The 16,146-nt window shown below is 33.8% G+C and carries 15 protein-coding genes; 4 read left to right on the forward strand and 11 right to left on the reverse strand.

Features of this window, described 5'->3' with window-relative positions; genetic code table 11:
- Nucleotides 1-3 precede the first annotated feature (3 nt).
- Complete coding sequence (locus BLV91_RS04975) at nucleotides 4-603, forward strand: SprT-like domain-containing protein (protein ID WP_091430354.1); 600 nt, start codon at nucleotides 4-6, stop codon at nucleotides 601-603.
- A 45-nt stretch (nucleotides 604-648) separates the two neighbouring features.
- Here BLV91_RS04975 and BLV91_RS04980 read toward each other — a convergent pair whose 3' ends face one another.
- The 6 genes from BLV91_RS04980 to gcvP form a co-directional block, all read right to left on the reverse strand.
- Nucleotides 649-1,410, reverse strand: a complete 762-nt coding sequence (locus tag BLV91_RS04980; protein WP_091430357.1) for an ABC transporter ATP-binding protein — start codon at nucleotides 1,408-1,410, stop codon at nucleotides 649-651.
- Complete coding sequence (locus BLV91_RS04985; RefSeq protein WP_091430361.1) at nucleotides 1,407-2,156, reverse strand: MlaE family ABC transporter permease; 750 nt, start codon at nucleotides 2,154-2,156, stop codon at nucleotides 1,407-1,409. The genes BLV91_RS04980 and BLV91_RS04985 overlap by 4 nt, the downstream gene beginning before the upstream one ends.
- A gap of 92 nt (nucleotides 2,157-2,248) precedes the next feature.
- Nucleotides 2,249-3,097 (reverse strand): glycosyltransferase family 2 protein, encoded by an 849-nt coding sequence (locus BLV91_RS04990; protein ID WP_091430363.1) that lies wholly within the window; start codon nucleotides 3,095-3,097, stop codon nucleotides 2,249-2,251.
- Nucleotides 3,097-3,621: a class I SAM-dependent methyltransferase gene (locus BLV91_RS04995; RefSeq protein WP_091430365.1), complete on the reverse strand. Its 525-nt coding sequence runs from the start codon at nucleotides 3,619-3,621 to the stop codon at nucleotides 3,097-3,099. Before BLV91_RS04995 ends, BLV91_RS04990 begins: the two co-directional genes overlap by 1 nt.
- A 215-nt stretch (nucleotides 3,622-3,836) precedes the next feature.
- Nucleotides 3,837-4,895, reverse strand: a complete 1,059-nt coding sequence (locus BLV91_RS05000) for a 3-oxoacyl-ACP synthase III family protein (RefSeq protein WP_091430369.1) — start codon at nucleotides 4,893-4,895, stop codon at nucleotides 3,837-3,839.
- A 304-nt stretch (nucleotides 4,896-5,199) separates the two neighbouring features.
- Nucleotides 5,200-8,043 (reverse strand): aminomethyl-transferring glycine dehydrogenase, encoded by a 2,844-nt coding sequence (gene gcvP / locus BLV91_RS05005; protein ID WP_091430371.1) that lies wholly within the window; start codon nucleotides 8,041-8,043, stop codon nucleotides 5,200-5,202.
- A 137-nt stretch (nucleotides 8,044-8,180) separates the two neighbouring features.
- Between gcvP and BLV91_RS05010 the strand changes: the two genes are divergently transcribed.
- A complete protein-coding gene (locus BLV91_RS05010; protein ID WP_175513955.1) occupies nucleotides 8,181-8,993 on the forward strand; it encodes a hypothetical protein in 813 nt (270 codons plus the stop codon).
- Between the two features lie 75 nt (nucleotides 8,994-9,068).
- Here BLV91_RS05010 and BLV91_RS05015 read toward each other — a convergent pair whose 3' ends face one another.
- Together BLV91_RS05015 and BLV91_RS05020 are read right to left on the reverse strand one after the other, a co-directional pair.
- Nucleotides 9,069-10,139: a hypothetical protein gene (locus tag BLV91_RS05015; RefSeq protein ID WP_139262278.1), complete on the reverse strand. Its 1,071-nt coding sequence runs from the start codon at nucleotides 10,137-10,139 to the stop codon at nucleotides 9,069-9,071.
- Nucleotides 10,140-10,221: 82 nt separating this feature from the next.
- A complete protein-coding gene (locus BLV91_RS05020) occupies nucleotides 10,222-12,249 on the reverse strand; it encodes a M3 family metallopeptidase (RefSeq protein ID WP_091430781.1) in 2,028 nt (675 codons plus the stop codon).
- A gap of 219 nt (nucleotides 12,250-12,468) precedes the next feature.
- Here BLV91_RS05020 and BLV91_RS05025 point away from each other — a divergent pair, with 219 nt between their 5' ends.
- Nucleotides 12,469-13,137 (forward strand): hypothetical protein, encoded by a 669-nt coding sequence (locus BLV91_RS05025; protein WP_091430377.1) that lies wholly within the window; start codon nucleotides 12,469-12,471, stop codon nucleotides 13,135-13,137.
- A 70-nt stretch (nucleotides 13,138-13,207) separates the two neighbouring features.
- Here BLV91_RS05025 and purE read toward each other — a convergent pair whose 3' ends face one another.
- The 3 genes from purE to BLV91_RS05040 all read right to left on the reverse strand — a co-directional run bounded on the left by purE (nucleotide 13,208) and on the right by BLV91_RS05040 (nucleotide 15,503).
- Entirely contained in the window at nucleotides 13,208-13,696 is a 489-nt protein-coding gene (gene purE / locus BLV91_RS05030) for a 5-(carboxyamino)imidazole ribonucleotide mutase (protein WP_091430379.1), read from the reverse strand.
- Nucleotides 13,697-13,765: 69 nt separating this feature from the next.
- Complete coding sequence (locus BLV91_RS05035; RefSeq protein WP_091430381.1) at nucleotides 13,766-14,917, reverse strand: 5-(carboxyamino)imidazole ribonucleotide synthase; 1,152 nt, start codon at nucleotides 14,915-14,917, stop codon at nucleotides 13,766-13,768.
- Between the two features lie 55 nt (nucleotides 14,918-14,972).
- Nucleotides 14,973-15,503 (reverse strand): hypothetical protein, encoded by a 531-nt coding sequence (locus BLV91_RS05040; protein WP_091430383.1) that lies wholly within the window; start codon nucleotides 15,501-15,503, stop codon nucleotides 14,973-14,975.
- Between the two features lie 112 nt (nucleotides 15,504-15,615).
- On the opposite strand from BLV91_RS05040, the gene hpt reads away from it, so the two are divergent.
- Nucleotides 15,616-16,146, forward strand: coding sequence for a hypoxanthine phosphoribosyltransferase (gene hpt, locus BLV91_RS05045; protein WP_091430385.1), 531 nt, complete (start codon nucleotides 15,616-15,618; stop codon nucleotides 16,144-16,146).

The following is a 16,146-nucleotide window of genomic DNA, read 5'->3' on the forward strand; positions in this document are numbered from 1 at the left end:
GCTTTGAGCGAAACACTTGCAAGATATATTCCGGAACACGCTGTAAAACCCGTTTTTGAGCTAATTGTGGTCAACCGTGTGCATCTCAAAATTGTAAACGAAAGGCAAACACGTCATGGAGATTACAGAAAGGGATTGAACGGGAAGCACGAAATTACGGTTAATTCAAATCTGAATAAATATAAGTTTCTGATGACCTTGATTCATGAAATTTCTCATCTGGTTGCTTTTGAGAAATATGGACGGAATATAAAACCGCATGGGAATGAGTGGAAATATTCCTTTCAGCAGATGATGGTTCCTTTTATTAGACCAGAAATTTTCCCAAATCATCTGTTGCCATTACTAGCCAAGCATTTTAGGAATCCTACTGCAAGTAGTGATACTGATGCAACTTTGTCATTGGCATTAAAGCAATTTGACAAACAAAATGATAAAAACTACGTATTTGAGATTCCGTACGGTAGTGTTTTTAGAATCCAAAACGGAAAGATTTTTAAGAAAATAGCAATCCGAACCAAGCGTTTTGAATGCTTGGAGGTGAGTTCGGGGAAAATGTATCTTTTTAATCCAAATGCTGAGGTAGAGTTATTACCACATTGATTTATGACATAGGAAACATTCGAGAATATTTATTAATAGCTTGATTTACTCCTTTAAATAGGCTTCTCTGACTTTCTTAAATAAATTTGATGAATAAACGAAGTCTACAACATCTTGATTGTCAGTTTTAAAAATCTCTTCTTTTGTTCCTTGCCAAGCTTTTAATCCGTTTTTTAGAAATAAAATATTTTCACCAATTTCCATTACTGAGTTCATATCATGTGTATTGATAACCGTAGTTATATCGTACTCTTCAGTAATTTCTTTAATAAGGTTATCAATTAATATGGCAGTATTTGGATCTAAACCTGAGTTAGGTTCGTCACAAAAAAGGTATTTCGGTCTGTTCACAATTGCTCTTGCAATAGCCACACGTTTTTGCATTCCACCCGAAATTTGTGAAGGTAGTTTATTGTGTGCGTCCACTAAATCGACTCGTTTTAGTACTTGATCAACCCTTTCCTTAATTTTTGCGCTATTATCTTTGGTAAACATCCTTAGCGGGAAGCCTACATTTTCTGCTACTGTCATTGAATCAAACAAGGCACTGCCTTGAAAAACCATTCCAATTTCAGTTCTCAGTTCTCTTTTTTCACCGTCTTCTAATTCAGAGTATACCCTTCCGTCAAAACAGATTTTTCCTGACTCGGGTGTATGAATTCCCAAAAGACTTTTTAGTAGAACCGTTTTTCCCGAACCACTTTGTCCAATAATTAGATTTGTTTTTCCAGTTTCAAAAACGCTCGAAATTCCCTTAAGAATTTTAGTTCCTGCGAATGATTTTTCTAAGTTTATTATCTCTATCATGCTCCTAGTAACAACTGCGTTAGTATATAATTGAAAAGTATTATTGAAACTGATGTCCATACGAAAGCTACGGTACTGGCTTTACCCACTTCTAATGCTCCACCTTTCATGTAGTAACCATGAAACGATGGGATAGTGGCTAATAACATAGCAAATATTAGTGTTTTTATAAAAGCGTATGCAATATGAAACGGGATGAAATCCATCTGAGCTCCATTAACAAATTCAGCACTCGAGGTGAAACCACCGTATACACCAGCCATCCAGCCGCCCAGAATCCCTAGGAACATAGCAATTCCAATAAGGAATGGATATAGTAACAAAGCGATTATTTTAGGGAATACAAGATAATTTAGTGAATTGACTCCCATTACTTCTAAGGCATCTATTTGTTCGGTTACTCTCATGGTTCCGATACTAGATGTAATAAAAGAGCCCATTTTTCCAGCCATAATTACAGAGATGAAAGTAGGTGCAAATTCCAATATTATCGATTGTCGTGTGGCAAAACCGATGAGGTATTTTGGAATTAATGGATTGGTAAGGTTAAGTGCCGTTTGTATGGCAACAACTCCCCCAACAAAGAAAGAGATGAAAGCAACTATACCTAATGATTCAATGACTAAGTCATCAATTTCCTTGAAGATAAGTTTTTTCATTACAGACCATTTGGTTTGTTTGCTGAAAATTTCCTTTAGCATCAAGAAGTATCTTCCTATCTGCGTTATATATCGAATGAGCATCATATGTTTTACGATTATGGGCTAAATTACAAAATTAGTTATGAGTAATAAGTTATCGGTAATGAGTTTTTTCAAATATCCGATTCTTGAGATATTTAAAAAAGTTTTTCCTTCATCTTTTTCAAGCGATAGTTCTTTATGAACTTTGCTTGTTCTGGGGTAACTAATAAGGGCGTTTTTGCAGTTTTTGCTTTCCAGAAACCTTTTATATAATCTATAAAGAGTAATGGTTTCTTTTTCATCATTGCCAGCTTAGCTGATGCTATGGCTGTTATTGCAAAACCATATCCTAGTGTATAAAAAGCCTCGCCTTGTTTATAGCGTGCCGTTTTGTTGTAGTTTGCTCCGGTAGGTTTAAGATGTTTTACGTGTAAAGAAGCATCTGTTATTACTTTCCAATTGTAGAACTTACAAAGTAATTCATCAACAGTATCCCAACCCATTTGAGGTTTTAAACCGCCAATTTGCTTGAAAGTTTCTTTTCGGTAGGCTTTAAGTGCACCACGAATATGATCTTTATCGGTCAAATTCTCTAATACCCATTGCCCATTTTTTTCAATATAACAAAAACCGCCAACCATGCCAATTTTGCTGTCTGATTGAAAGTGCTTTATGATTGTTTCGAAATAATTATCGGGAAAAACCAAATCGGCGTCGGCTTTCATCATAATATCATATCCATCATCGAGCGTTTCTAAACCAGCGTTAAAGGCTTGAATCACCTTGCTTCCTGGTAAGTGTATAGCGCTTGAGGTTTTGTTTACCAATGTTATAAACGGATTTTCTTTGGCGAAAGCCAATACAATTTCGGCAGTTTTATCAGTCGAATTGTCATTGACCACAACTACTTTTTTAGGTAAATGCGTTTGCGAAATCAAGGATTGCAATGTTAACGAAATAAAAGCTTCTTCGTTGTGCGCCGGTATAACAATATAGTATTCCATTATTTTATTCTTTCGGCATAAACGATATAATACCTATTTGTGAAACGACGTAATAGGGGACGGATTCCAATTTTATTGACTGGATTAGTCCATTTTTGACGGTCGATAATCTTCCATCCTGTTTTTTCCAAAAGCCAGTCTAGCTGCCAATCTTCAAATTCATGATAATGTCTGTCCCACATGTCTGTTTTGCTTCTGTAAGCTGGTGAAAACCACAAACGCATTGGAATAGATATGAAAAGCTTATCTGATTTTATTTCGCTTAAAATAGTATATGGATTCAGTAAATGCTCAAATATTTCAAAAGCAGTTACTACATCTTGTTTTTCTGCTGAAAATACGGATTGGTCAATATCTAAATCTTCACCGCTTGTATTCTTGACTGAATAACCAGCTTCTTTCATGATTTTTGAAAAAGGATTTTCGACTCCTAAATCTAGAATGGTTTCAGCAGTTGAGGTGTGCTTGTTTAAAAATTCTAAAGTGTGTTTGAATCTTTTATTGGGAAACGTTTTTTCGTACATTTTTTTAATGGGTATAAACAAAGGCGCAAAGGTACAAAGATATATTTCTTGTTTAGCAGATTTTTAGCCCAGATAGAAATGAAAAGCCCACAATTAAAAAAGGCAGTTTTTATTAGCTTAAAAAAGCGACTAAAAGAAGCTCTTTTTGAGTTTTGTAAAAACACTTTTTTTAAGTGTGGACTTGTAGTGTATAGCTGGATTAGCTACAAATAATACTAATATCTGTATACGAAGGCATTTACATTCATTCCTGCTCCTACAGAAGCAAATAGCAGAACATCTCCTTTTTGAATAGATTGATTTTTTATTTCACCACGTATTAAAAGGTCAAAAAGAGTAGGTACAGTGGCAACACTGCTGTTTCCTAGCTCGCTTATACTCATAGGCATAATGTCTTGAGGTACCGGTCTATCGTGTAATTTGTAAAAACGTTGAATGATGGCTTCATCCATTTTCTCATTAGCTTGATGAATTAAGATTTTTTTGACATCATCAATCGCAATTCCACTTTTGTCTAAACAACTTTTCATTGCTGCAGGAACGGTAGTTAGAGCAAATTCGTAGATTTTACGTCCGTGCATTTTTATGTAACGTGTGTCTGGATCTAAATCAGTATTGTATGATTTACCAAAAAACAAATAATTAGCTTCATCGATGGCGTAAGTTCCACTTTCATAAGAAAGCATTCCTGTTTCGTCATCAGAAGCTTCAATAATTGCTGCACCCGCACCATCTGAATAAATCATAGAATCTCTATCGTGATCATCAACAACTCTGGATAAGGTTTCAGAACCTATTACCAAACATCGCTTAGCCATGCCTGATTTGATAAATGCATTCGCTTGAAGTACCCCTTCGATCCAACCTGGACATCCAAAAAGGATATCATAGGCAACGCATTTTGGGTTTTTTATTTGCAATTTATTCTTAACTCGTGTAGCTAGACTTGGAAGCATGTCAGATTGAGTTGTTCCGTATTTTACATCACCAAAGTTATGTGCAAAAATAATGTAGTCAATCGTTTCAGAATCGATTGCTGCATTTTCTATTGCTTTTTGGGCTGCCATAAAAGCTAGATCAGAAGAGTTTAAATTGTCTTCTGCATAGCGCCTATGCTCAATTCCTGTAATCCCCTTAAATTTGTTGATTATAATATCATTTGGTTTCCCAAATGGCGTTCCGTCTTCATTTAAAAAAACATGATTGATAAAGTCAGTATTGCTTACTTTTTTCTCAGGAATATAACTTCCTATTCCAGTTATTTTTATTTTCATGGGTTTATTTTGAAAAAAATTTTAGGCTAATTTAAAGATAAAAAAATGATTATAGCTATGTTATTTACTATGCGTGCATATAATTATGATATAGTAATTATTTGGCTAATTTACTGATGATTTTTTAATAAATATTCAAAAATCGTATAGTTTTTATCGCGCATTTTATGATTGTCAAATTAGTACTTTTTTGAGGTGTTGTCTTTTGAAGGAAGATTTGGCTATAGCAAAGGTATTATATCTTAATAAAAAATGCCTCGATTGATTTCGAGGCATTTAATAATATATATAAAAGAGGTATGATTTACATGTATGCCTCAATAGGAGCACAACTGCAAATTAAATTTCTATCGCCATAAGTTTCGTCAACACGACGAACGCTTGGCCAGAATTTATTCTCGGCTACGTACTCTAAAGGATATGCAGCTTTTTCTCTTGAATAAGGTAATGTCCAAGTGTCAGCTGTTAGCATCGCTAGAGTATGCGGTGCATTTTTTAATGCATTATTTGGTTCGTCAGCTGAAGCTTCTTCGATTTCTTTACGAATAGAAATCATAGCATCACAGAAACGGTCTAATTCAGCAACATCTTCAGATTCTGTAGGTTCAATCATTAAAGTTCCAGCTACAGGGAAAGAAACTGTTGGAGCATGAAAACCATAATCCATTAAACGTTTTGCTATATCAGTAACCTCAATTCCTTTTACTTTAAAACCTCTACAGTCTAAAATCATTTCGTGAGCTGCTCTTCCTTTTTCTCCAGAATATAAAATAGGATAATGCTCTTCTAGACGCGCCTTCATGTAGTTTGCGTTTAGAATTGCGTATTTAGTAGCATTAGTAATTCCTTCAGCGCCTAGCATACAAATGTATCCGTAAGAAATCAGGCAAACTAAAGCTGATCCGTAAGGAGCTCCAGAAATTGCAGTAATTCCTTTTTCACCACCAACTTTTACTAATGGATTTGTGGGTAAAAACGGAACTAATTTTTCGTTTACACAAATAGGGCCTACACCAGGTCCACCACCTCCGTGAGGAATAGCGAATGTTTTGTGTAAGTTTAAGTGACAAACATCAGCACCAATTGTTGCTGGATTTGTTAGTCCCACTTGTGCATTCATATTAGCACCATCCATATATACTAAACCACCGTTGTCGTGAATGATTTGAGTGATTTCTCTAATAGCACTTTCAAAAACACCATGTGTAGATGGGTAAGTAACCATTAAGCAAGATAATTGATCTTTGTATTGAAGTGCTTTTTCTCTAACATCTTCTACATCAATATTACCGTTTTCCATTGTTTTGGTAACGATAATTTTCATTCCAGCCATAGCAGCTGATGCAGGATTTGTTCCGTGAGCCGAAGCAGGAATCAAACAAACTGTTCTTTGATCATCGCCTCTTGACTGGTGATAAGCACGAATCGTCATTAAACCAGCATATTCTCCTTGAGCACCTGAGTTAGGTTGTAATGTAGTTCCGGCAAAACCAGTAATTACATTTAACTGATGCTCTAGTTTTTTAAGCATTTTAGTATAACCTTCTACTTGATCTAAAGGTGCAAATGGGTGAATGGTGTTCCAATAAGGCATGCTTAATGGTAACATTTCAGCAGCTGCGTTTAGTTTCATAGTACAAGAACCTAAAGCGATCATCGAATGATTTAATGATAAATCTTTGCGCTCTAATTTTTTGATATAACGCATCATGCTGGTTTCAGAATGGTATTTGTTAAATACTTCATGCGTTAAGAATTCCGATGTTCTGTTTAAAAGCATCGGGTAATTATTCTCTGAAACATATTCAGAAATTTCAAAAGCTTCTTTTCCTAATGCTTCTGCAAAAACCGCAATCACTTGATTGATGTCCGACATTAAAATTGTCTCATTTACAGAAATAGAAATCGTTTCATTGTCGATGAAATAGAAATTCACTTCATTTCTTTCGGCAATAGCTTTAACCTTTAAAGCGTCAGCTTTTACAACTATTGTATCAAAAAATGCTGTGTTCGTTTGTTCGATTCCTAATTTACCTAAAGCTTGTACTAAAGTTGCAGCAGAAGAGTGCACTTTGTTAGCAATATACTTTAGTCCTTTTGGACCGTGGTAGACAGCAAACATTCCGGCCATAACTGACAATAATACCTGAGCAGTACAGATATTTGAAGTTGCTTTTTCACGTTTAATATGTTGTTCACGCGTTTGTAACGCCATACGTAATGCACGGTTTCCATTAGCATCTTGCGAAACTCCAATGATTCTTCCTGGCATAGAACGTTTGTACTCATCTTTTGTTGCAAAATATGCAGCGTGTGGTCCGCCGTAACCCATTGGGATTCCAAAACGTTGTGTTGTTCCAACTACAACTGCAGCTCCCATCTCTCCTGGAGGAGTTAATTTTACTAATGATAAAATATCAGCAGCAACAGCTACTTTTATTTCATTATCATTCGCTTTTTTGATGAAATCAGCATAATCATAAACTTGACCGTATTTTCCAGGATATTGTAATATTGCACCGAAGAATTCGTTTGAGAAATCAAATTCTTGGTGATTCCCAATCACTAATTCAACACCAATAGGAGCAGAACGTGTCTGTAAAACAGATATGGTTTGTGGTAGAATTTCTTCAGAAACGAAGAATTTACATACGTTGTTTTTCTTTTGATCTCGAGAACGAACATCAAACAATAAAGCCATTGCTTCAGCTGCTGCAGTACTCTCATCAAGTAACGAAGCATTTGCAATTTCCATTCCGGTTAGTTCAATAACCATTGTTTGAAAATTCAATATTGCTTCTAAACGACCTTGAGCAATTTCTGCTTGGTACGGTGTGTAAGCTGTATACCATCCTGGATTTTCAAATATATTCCTTTGAATAGCAGGAGGGACAATTGTTGGGTGGTAGCCTAAGCCGATATATGATTTGTATACTTTGTTAGTACGACCTAATAACCGAATATGATTTGCATATTCGTATTCAGTCATAATATGCTCCAATTCCAATGGTTTTTTTAAACGAATGTCAGAAGGAATAGTTTCGGCGATTAACTGATCTAAAGTCTCAACACCTATGGTTTCTAACATTTGTGGAATATCGTTTTCCCTTGGGCCTAAGTGTCTTAAAGCAAATGAGTCTGTTTTCATGTAAGTATGGTAATGTTGTGTTTTTTTAGTGCTGCAAAAATAAGTATTATAAACAATCTAATTCATGTTTTGAATTGATTTTTTATCAATTTTTCAACCAAAGCGTGTATTTGTTCACAATTGACTAATTTTGTTTAATGATTAGTTTAAAACAAATATTTAATTTCTATCTCAGAAGCAGTATTCATGTGGCTTTGTCCGTATATGCTTTAGTTCGAATGACCCATTTCATGTTCAACATAACTGCTGATGTACCTATGGCTAACTTTGCTTTTTTAGGAACTATTGTAGGTTATAATTTTGTGAAGTATGATGCTTTGGCCAGAGCCAAAAAAAGAGAAATGCGAAACGAGCTTAAACTAATCGCTTTGTTGAGCTTTATTGCATTAATAGGGGTTGGTTATTACTTTTTTCAATTAGAATTAATTACTCAGTTGGTTTCAGTAGCTGTTTTAGTATTGACTTTATTATATACACTGCCTTTTTTTCCAAATAGGAAGAATGCTCGAAACTGGGCTGGCGTCAAAATTTATATTGTGACTTTGTGCTGGGTAGGAGTAACCTTAGTTTTGCCTTTGCTGAACGCTGATGTTCCACTTGGATTTGATTTTTTTCTTAAATGTATCCAGCGCTTTATATTGGTTTTTGTTTTAATTCTAATTTTTGAGATATTGGATTTGGCTAATGACGATCCGCATTTAAAGACAGTGCCGCAACAAATAGGATTAAAGCGAACAAAATTTGCAGGGCTATTACTCTTGCTCCCTTTTTATTTTTTGGAGTTTTTAAAAAACAATTTCGTCGAAGAACAATTAATCGTAAACGGAATCCTAGTTGTTGTTCTTTCTTTATTTTTGGCTTTTGCCAATGAAAAAAGACATAAATATTATACTTCTTTTTGGGTAGAGAGTATTCCGATTTTTTGGTGGTTGATGGTGGTTTTCTTCTAGAAATATCAATTTTGGTGATTACGTTCACCGAAAATACTATAAAATTGGTGAATAGAATTCATCTTTGATGATTAATTAATCATTGAAAAAGTCTATGTAATCTCTATTTAATAAATATTGTAAGTAGTTGTAAGATGAATAATATTCAAGATTTTCTCCAATATTGTTTTCCATATTTTTTAATTCTTCAATAATGTTTTTATCTTCAGAAAATCTGTTTTTAAAATAAGATATCCCAAATATAGGATGATTTGAATATAGCTTCCCAAATGTATAATTACTTGATAAACCTACATATTTACTATCAATTATAGGATCTTTTTTGTTTAAATACTTCTTGTTAATATTATTGATATTTTCAATTATATCACATTTTATATTTTTCAAAAAAAGTTCAAAGTTGTAAATGTATCTAGGATGTGATTTTTTTAAAACATAAAGTTTTGATATATCTAAAGAATTAAAAGTATTGTTCGAACCAATGAAATAGTTTGAGTATAGATTTACTTCTTCTAGTAATTTTTTAAATTCTAGATTTTCTATATTGCTATTCAAATTATTCAATTTTTTTTTAAATTGTGTTAGCAAGGATTTAATTTTATTTATAATAATATCAAAATTTTTGTTTAAAAACTCAACATGTTCATTAACAACTTGACTTGTGAAATAGCCCTTTATTTCACATTTGAAATCATTGTTCTTATGGTATTTTAAATAATTGATATCGCCTAATTCACTACTGTTGTACCCAAATAAACAAAAAGATTCCAATGAATTCTTGTCTCTTTTGTTTCGACTTATAGGATGACCAATTAGTTCATTTCTTAAATTGCGATTGTCTCCAAATTCTATTTTATGAGTTATTCCAAATGATTTATTTAATTCTGAGATTAAATCTTGTTGTAGGTAAATAACTTGAAGTAATCCGATAGATGTTAAAAATTTGTTTCCTAATGAGAGACTAGCTTTGTTATCTATATAGTTAGTTACAATCGGTAAAGTATCATGAAAATAACCAAAAATAACTCCAACATAATTAGTGTTTAATTCATCATTAAAATTTAATTCTTCTTTTAAGAAATTATATTCCCAAATATAGTGTCGCCAAGTATCTTCTATAAGGCGTAATTTTTCGATTGTATTCATTTTAAAAATTTTTTCTAATTTAACAAAAAAAAACCGAAGCATTGCTGCCTCGGTTTGAAATCAAATGTCTTTAATCGAATCTTTATATCAATCCTGCTCTTTTTAATAGAGCATCTGGGCTTGGTTCATGTCCTCTGAAACGTTTGTATAAAATCATTGGATGTTCAGTTCCTCCTTTAGAAAGGATATTGTCTTTGAATTTATCAGCCACTTCTTTATTGAAAATTCCTTTTTCTTGGAAAAATTCAAAAGCATCTGCATCTAGTACTTCGGCCCATTTGTAGCTATAGTAACCAGAAGAATATCCGCCTTGAAAAATATGTGAGAATGAGGTACTCATGGCATTCTCAGCTACATCAGGATACAATTGTGTGTCGGCAAATTGCTCCAACTCAAAAGTTTTTATATCCTTGATATTTGAAGGGTCTTGAGCATGCCATCCCATGTCTAACATTCCAAAACTCAACTGACGCATCGTTGCCATTCCTTCCTGGAAATTAGAACTCTCCTTGATTTTTTGAACTAATTCAACAGGTATCATTTCATCTGTTTGGTAGTGATAAGCGAATAAAGCCAAAGCTTCAGGTTCGTAACACCAGTTTTCCAAAATTTGACTCGGTAATTCCACAAAATCCCAATAAACAGAAGTTCCTGATAAACTTGGGTAAGTTGTATTAGCAAGCATTCCGTGTAATGCATGACCAAATTCATGAAACAAAGTAGTTACTTCATTAAATGTTAATAAAGATGGTTTTGTTTCTGTTGGTTTTGTGAAATTACAAACGATAGAAATGTGTGGTCTTTCGTTTATGCCTTCTTTTATAAACTGTGATTTATAAGAAGTCATCCAAGCGCCATTTCGTTTCCCTTTTCTAGGAAAAAAATCAGCGTAGAAAACGGAAACCAAATTGTTATCGATGTCTTTTACTTCATAAGTAGTTACTTCATCGTTGTATTTATCAATTTCGAAAGATTCCTCAAAAGTAAGACCATATAGTTTTTGAGCTACTGTAAAAGCGCCGTCTAAAACTTTTTCCAATTGGAAGTACGGTTTTAGTTTTTCGTCATCTAAATTAAACAACTCTTGTTTTAACTTCTCAGAGTAATATGCTCCGTCCCATTTTTCTAATTGTTCAATACCGTCTAGTTTTTTGGCGAAAGCCGCTAACTCAGCAAACTCTTTTAAAGCAGCCGGTTTTGCTTTTTCTAATAGATCGGTAGCAAAAGATTTTACTTTTTCAGGACTCTCAGCCATTCGCTCTTCAAGAACAAAATGAGCGTGAGTGGCATAACCTAAAACTTGTGCTCTGTCAAAACGCAATTTGGCAATTTTAAGTACGTTTTCTTGATTGTCAAATTCGTTGTTTTGAAAAGCTTTAGCTCCAGAAGCAATCGCCATTCGTTTTCTAAGCTCACGGTTGTCGGCATAAGTTACAAAAGGGATGTAGCTTGGGTAATCTAAAGTAAAAATCCATCCTTCGCTTTCTTGGCTTTTAGCCAATGAACGAGCAGCTTCAATAGTTCCTTCTGGTAAACCTGAAAGGTCATTCTCATCGATAATGTGCAATTGAAACCCTTGAGTTTCGGCTAAAACATTTTCACCAAACTTAAGACTTGTCTTAGATAGTTCTTTGTCTATTTCTCTAAGAATACTTTTTTTATCTTCCGGCAAATTAGCACCATTTCTAGAGAATCCTTTGTATTTTTTGTCTAATAGTGTAGCTTGTTCTGGGTTGAGGTTTAAACTGTCCTTTTGATCGTAAACGGCTTTTACTTTGGCAAATAAATCAGCATTTAGCGTTATGTCATTTCCGAATTCAGATAATAACGGAGAAACTTCCTGAGCGATTTTCTGAATCTCATCATTAGTTTCTGCCGAGTTCAGATTAAAGAAAATACTGGAAAGACGATCTAGTGTATAGCCACTAAAATCTAAAGCTTCGATAGTATTTTGAAAAGTAGGTTTATCGGTATTTGAAACAATAGCATCAATTTCGGCTTTTGCCAATGCGATTCCTTCTACAAAAGCAGGAAGATAATCTTCGTTCTTGATTTTCGAGAATGGCGCCGTATCGTATTTAGTATTGAATTTTGAAGTTAAGACTTTCATTGTATTATAATTAGTTTTCATTAATTGAAACGAAATATTTTGAAATACAAATGTAGGGATTTATAAAAAAAGGAGATTGCTAAACGCAAGAGATTTATGGCTATTAGCCTAAAACGATTATGTTATAATAATGTTATTTATTTCTCTTAGTTCTTTAAAAAGCCTAAATTGTGAGATTAGATTCTAAATAAGGAATAAGAAACAATAATAAATCAACAGATGAACTATCAAATTATAATAAAACGTATTGATACCGTAAACGAAGTAGAAGGGTATTGGTCAGACGAAGATTATATTGCATTATTAGAAAAATTCAATTTTCCGGATGCAGCCACGGCAGAAAAAAAGAATTTACCAGAATTACTAGAAATGGCCATATCTGATTATGAGCCAAATGAAGCTGCTGAAATAGTACTAGCTTACAAGCTAGGTGAAGAATTAAATGAAGGACAAATTGAGCAAATTTCGCACAATATGTTAATTGATAAAGTATGTGAAGAATACCCTGAAATTCACATGCAAGGAAGGTTATTTCATGTCAATCAATTGCTCTTTAAAGCCTATAACGGGAAGTTTCCTAATACTAAAGCCTCTGTTGTTCATTTCTCAATGACACCAACAGATGGTGAGGTCAAAGAACTAACGGCTGAAAATATATTGAAATTATTGAATAATGGATTGTCTGATCGAAATTTAATTAAAAGATTATTTGAAGACCAAATGACTACAAATATTCCTTTTCCTACAGCTCCAGCGATTATTTGGGAATTAAATACAGCCGATAATGTAAATTTCAGCTTGGTTACTTCAGAGAATTGGATAAATAATGACGATATAATTGCATCTGAATTTGAAAGTGTTCTTGAAGAAATTGAAGTAGAGGACTAATTTCGAATAAAATAGATTAAAATAATAAAGGCTTCCGTAATGGGAAGCCTCTTATTTTTATAAGGTAATGTTAGTTTTTAAGTAAACTTTCTGAGGCAATAATTACTGCTTCTTTTAATCCTGTTTTGTATTGAATTACTTTTTCTAATATATTTTTGTCATGGCTCCCAATAATTTGTGCTGCTAGTATTCCTGCATTTTTCGCACCGTTAAGAGCAACCGTTGCTACGGGAACTCCGCCAGGCATTTGTAAAATAGAAAGTATACTATCCCAACCATCGATAGAATTGCTTGATTTTACTGGAACCCCAATAATAGGTAATGGAGACATAGAAGCGACCATTCCGGGTAAATGTGCTGCGCCACCTGCGCCAGCTATAATTACTGAAATACCACGAGTGTGAGCGTTTTTACTAAAATCGAATAGTTTCTCGGGTGTTCTATGTGCAGAAACAATATCAACTTCTATTTCTATTCCAAATCCTTTTAGGACTTCAATGGCTTCTTGCATCACTGGCATATCAGATACGCTTCCCATTATTATAGCTACTTTGCTCATGTTGTTTTTTTGTTTAAAGTTTAAGGTTGAATAATATTTAAAATTTATAATTCAACATTTAAAATGTTTTTATGCAATTACTCTAATTGTATTCTTAACATCCTCAGCAATTCTTCTGGCTTCTTTTATGTCTGAATTTACTATCGTAACATGTCCCATTTTACGAAACGGACGCGTCTGTTTTTTACCATATATATGTGGCGTAACTCCATTCCAGCCTAATATTTTTTCGATGTTCTCATAAACAACATTTCCAGAATAGCCTTCTTCTCCTACTAAATTGACCATGATTCCGGCAACTTTACTATCAGTATTTCCTAAAGGTAAATCAAGTATGGCGCGTAAATGATTTTCAAATTGAGAAGTGTAGCTCCCTTCTATAGAATAGTGTCCTGAATTGTGTGGGCGAGGAGCAACTTCATTTACTATGATTTCATCGTCTTCAGTTTGGAACATTTCAACGGCAAGTAATCCTACGTGGTTGAATTTTTCAGATACACTTAATGCAATAGCTCTCGCTTTATCAGCAACTATGTTGTCAATTCTAGCAGGGCAGATAACGTATTCTACTTGATTGGCTTCTGGATGAAATTCCATTTCTACCACCGGGTAGGTTCTGATTTCTCCTGATGGATTGCGACAAACAATAACTGCCAACTCATTTTTAAAAGGAATCATTTCCTCTGCGATGCATTCTACATTAGGAAGTTCATCTAAATCAGCCATTTCTCTAATGACTTTGACACCGTTTCCATCGTAACCAAATTCAGTGCATTTCCATACAAATGGCATACGTGTTTTAGAATCTAAGATGTCAACGATTAGGCTTTTCAGATTGTTAAATCGGCCGTAGCTTGCAGTAGGAATATTGTGTTCAGTGTAAAAATCTTTCTGAACACCTTTGTTTTGAATTAGTTTTAGTGTTTTAGGCGAAGGATAAACTTTCAATCCCTCTTCTTCTAATTTTACCAAAGCGGCAAGATTTACTAATTCAATTTCAAACGTCAAAACATCGACTTGTTTCCCAAAATTATACACGGTTTCAAAGTCCATTAAATCCCCTTTAAAAAATTTATCGCAGGCAATTTTGCAAGGTGCTTCGTTACTTGGGTCTAAAACATAAGTTTGTATGTCGAACTTTCGGGTGTCAAATAAAAGCATTTTTCCAAGTTGTCCACCGCCTAATATTCCTAATTTAAAATCAGAAGAAAAATAATTCATTGTGTTGTAGTTTGTTTAGAGCAAAGATACTTTATATAGCTCAAACATAGAAACGCTATTTTATTTTCTTCAAAATTTCTCTTGCCACAGCTTTGTACGCGGCAGTATGTTTTCTATAATCATCAGTGAGTATACGTTGCAATTCTGGATAAATCCAATCGTATTTTTTGCCTAGTTCATATAATGTTCTAATCGAATATGCTTTCGTAGCTACTTTGCAATTTTCTTGAATTAGCCAATCGAAGCAGTTTTCAGTAATTTGCTCCTCTTGTAAAGTAGTCAAGGAAATATGCTGGCTAAGAAACATACAAATTTTTGAAATTGGGCGCAAAGCACTTTCGTTCGTGAATTTTGAAATATTATCACAAAAATAAGGAAGGTAATCGGTCAGTAAATGGAGTTGCTTTTCAAGTACTAATTCCAGAATCCAGCAGGCCTTATGGTGATTTTTGTCAGCAGTGTCAAATGCAATTGCTAATAGGTCAGGAAATAATTGCGAATCAGTAAAAATAAGCTGCGCGTTTTCGTCTCGACTTGATCGATAGGCGGAGCTATTTACTACATTTTTATAAAGTTCGCTGTTCATCTAGGATCAAAAATAGCTAATATTTTTAATTGCACTCTATTCTTATAGTTTTAAAATCGAATTGGCAACTCAGAAATTCCTATCTTTGCCCATTATTTTAAATAGGATAATAATGATAGAACTTCACGATAAACAATTTGTTCCGTTTATTTCTGCTAAAGAAATAGAGTTTGCCATCACAAAAATGGTACAACAAGTGGAAGACGATTTTATAGATGAAACACCAGTATTTGTAGGGGTTTTAAACGGCTCTTTTATGGTGGTTTCTGACTTCATGAAAAAATATACAAAACCCTGCGAAGTAAGTTTTATAAAAATGGCTTCGTATGAAGGTACTTCTTCAACAGAGCAGGTGAAACAATTAATTGGTTTAAACCAGGATTTAACTGGAAGATCAGTTGTTGTCATTGAAGATATTGTAGATACGGGTAACACTTTGGTCGAATTAAAGGAATTATTCAAAGCTCAAAATGTCAAGCATTTCAAAATAGCTACACTTTTCTTTAAACCAGAAGCGTACAAAAAAGATATTAAAATAGATTATGTAGGGATTAGAATTCCAAATAAATTTATTGTTGGATATGGTCTTGATTATGATGGACTTGGAAGAAATTTACCAGAAGTATATAAACTAAAAGAATAA

It is taken from the genome of Flavobacterium degerlachei (assembly GCF_900106645.1).
Classification (GTDB): Bacteria; Bacteroidota; Bacteroidia; order Flavobacteriales; family Flavobacteriaceae; genus Flavobacterium; species Flavobacterium degerlachei.

Coding starts and splice junctions, on each gene's coding strand:
- BLV91_RS04980 (WP_091430357.1), bottom strand. CDS start 1,410: ATGATAGAGATAATAAACTTAGAAAAATCATTCGCAGGAACTAAAATT.
- BLV91_RS05025 (WP_091430377.1), top strand. CDS start 12,469: ATGAACTATCAAATTATAATAAAACGTATTGATACCGTAAACGAAGTA.
- hpt (WP_091430385.1), top strand. CDS start 15,616: ATGATAGAACTTCACGATAAACAATTTGTTCCGTTTATTTCTGCTAAA.
- BLV91_RS05000 (WP_091430369.1), bottom strand. CDS start 4,895: ATGAAAATAAAAATAACTGGAATAGGAAGTTATATTCCTGAGAAAAAA.
- BLV91_RS05040 (WP_091430383.1), bottom strand. CDS start 15,503: ATGAACAGCGAACTTTATAAAAATGTAGTAAATAGCTCCGCCTATCGA.
- BLV91_RS04990 (WP_091430363.1), bottom strand. CDS start 3,097: ATGGAATACTATATTGTTATACCGGCGCACAACGAAGAAGCTTTTATT.
- purE (WP_091430379.1), bottom strand. CDS start 13,696: ATGAGCAAAGTAGCTATAATAATGGGAAGCGTATCTGATATGCCAGTG.
- gcvP (WP_091430371.1), bottom strand. CDS start 8,043: ATGAAAACAGACTCATTTGCTTTAAGACACTTAGGCCCAAGGGAAAAC.
- BLV91_RS05020 (WP_091430781.1), bottom strand. CDS start 12,249: ATGAAAGTCTTAACTTCAAAATTCAATACTAAATACGATACGGCGCCA.
- BLV91_RS05010 (WP_175513955.1), top strand. CDS start 8,181: ATGATTAGTTTAAAACAAATATTTAATTTCTATCTCAGAAGCAGTATT.
- BLV91_RS04985 (WP_091430361.1), bottom strand. CDS start 2,156: ATGATGCTCATTCGATATATAACGCAGATAGGAAGATACTTCTTGATG.
- BLV91_RS05035 (WP_091430381.1), bottom strand. CDS start 14,917: ATGAATTATTTTTCTTCTGATTTTAAATTAGGAATATTAGGCGGTGGA.
- BLV91_RS05015 (WP_139262278.1), bottom strand. CDS start 10,139: ATGAATACAATCGAAAAATTACGCCTTATAGAAGATACTTGGCGACAC.
- BLV91_RS04995 (WP_091430365.1), bottom strand. CDS start 3,621: ATGTACGAAAAAACGTTTCCCAATAAAAGATTCAAACACACTTTAGAA.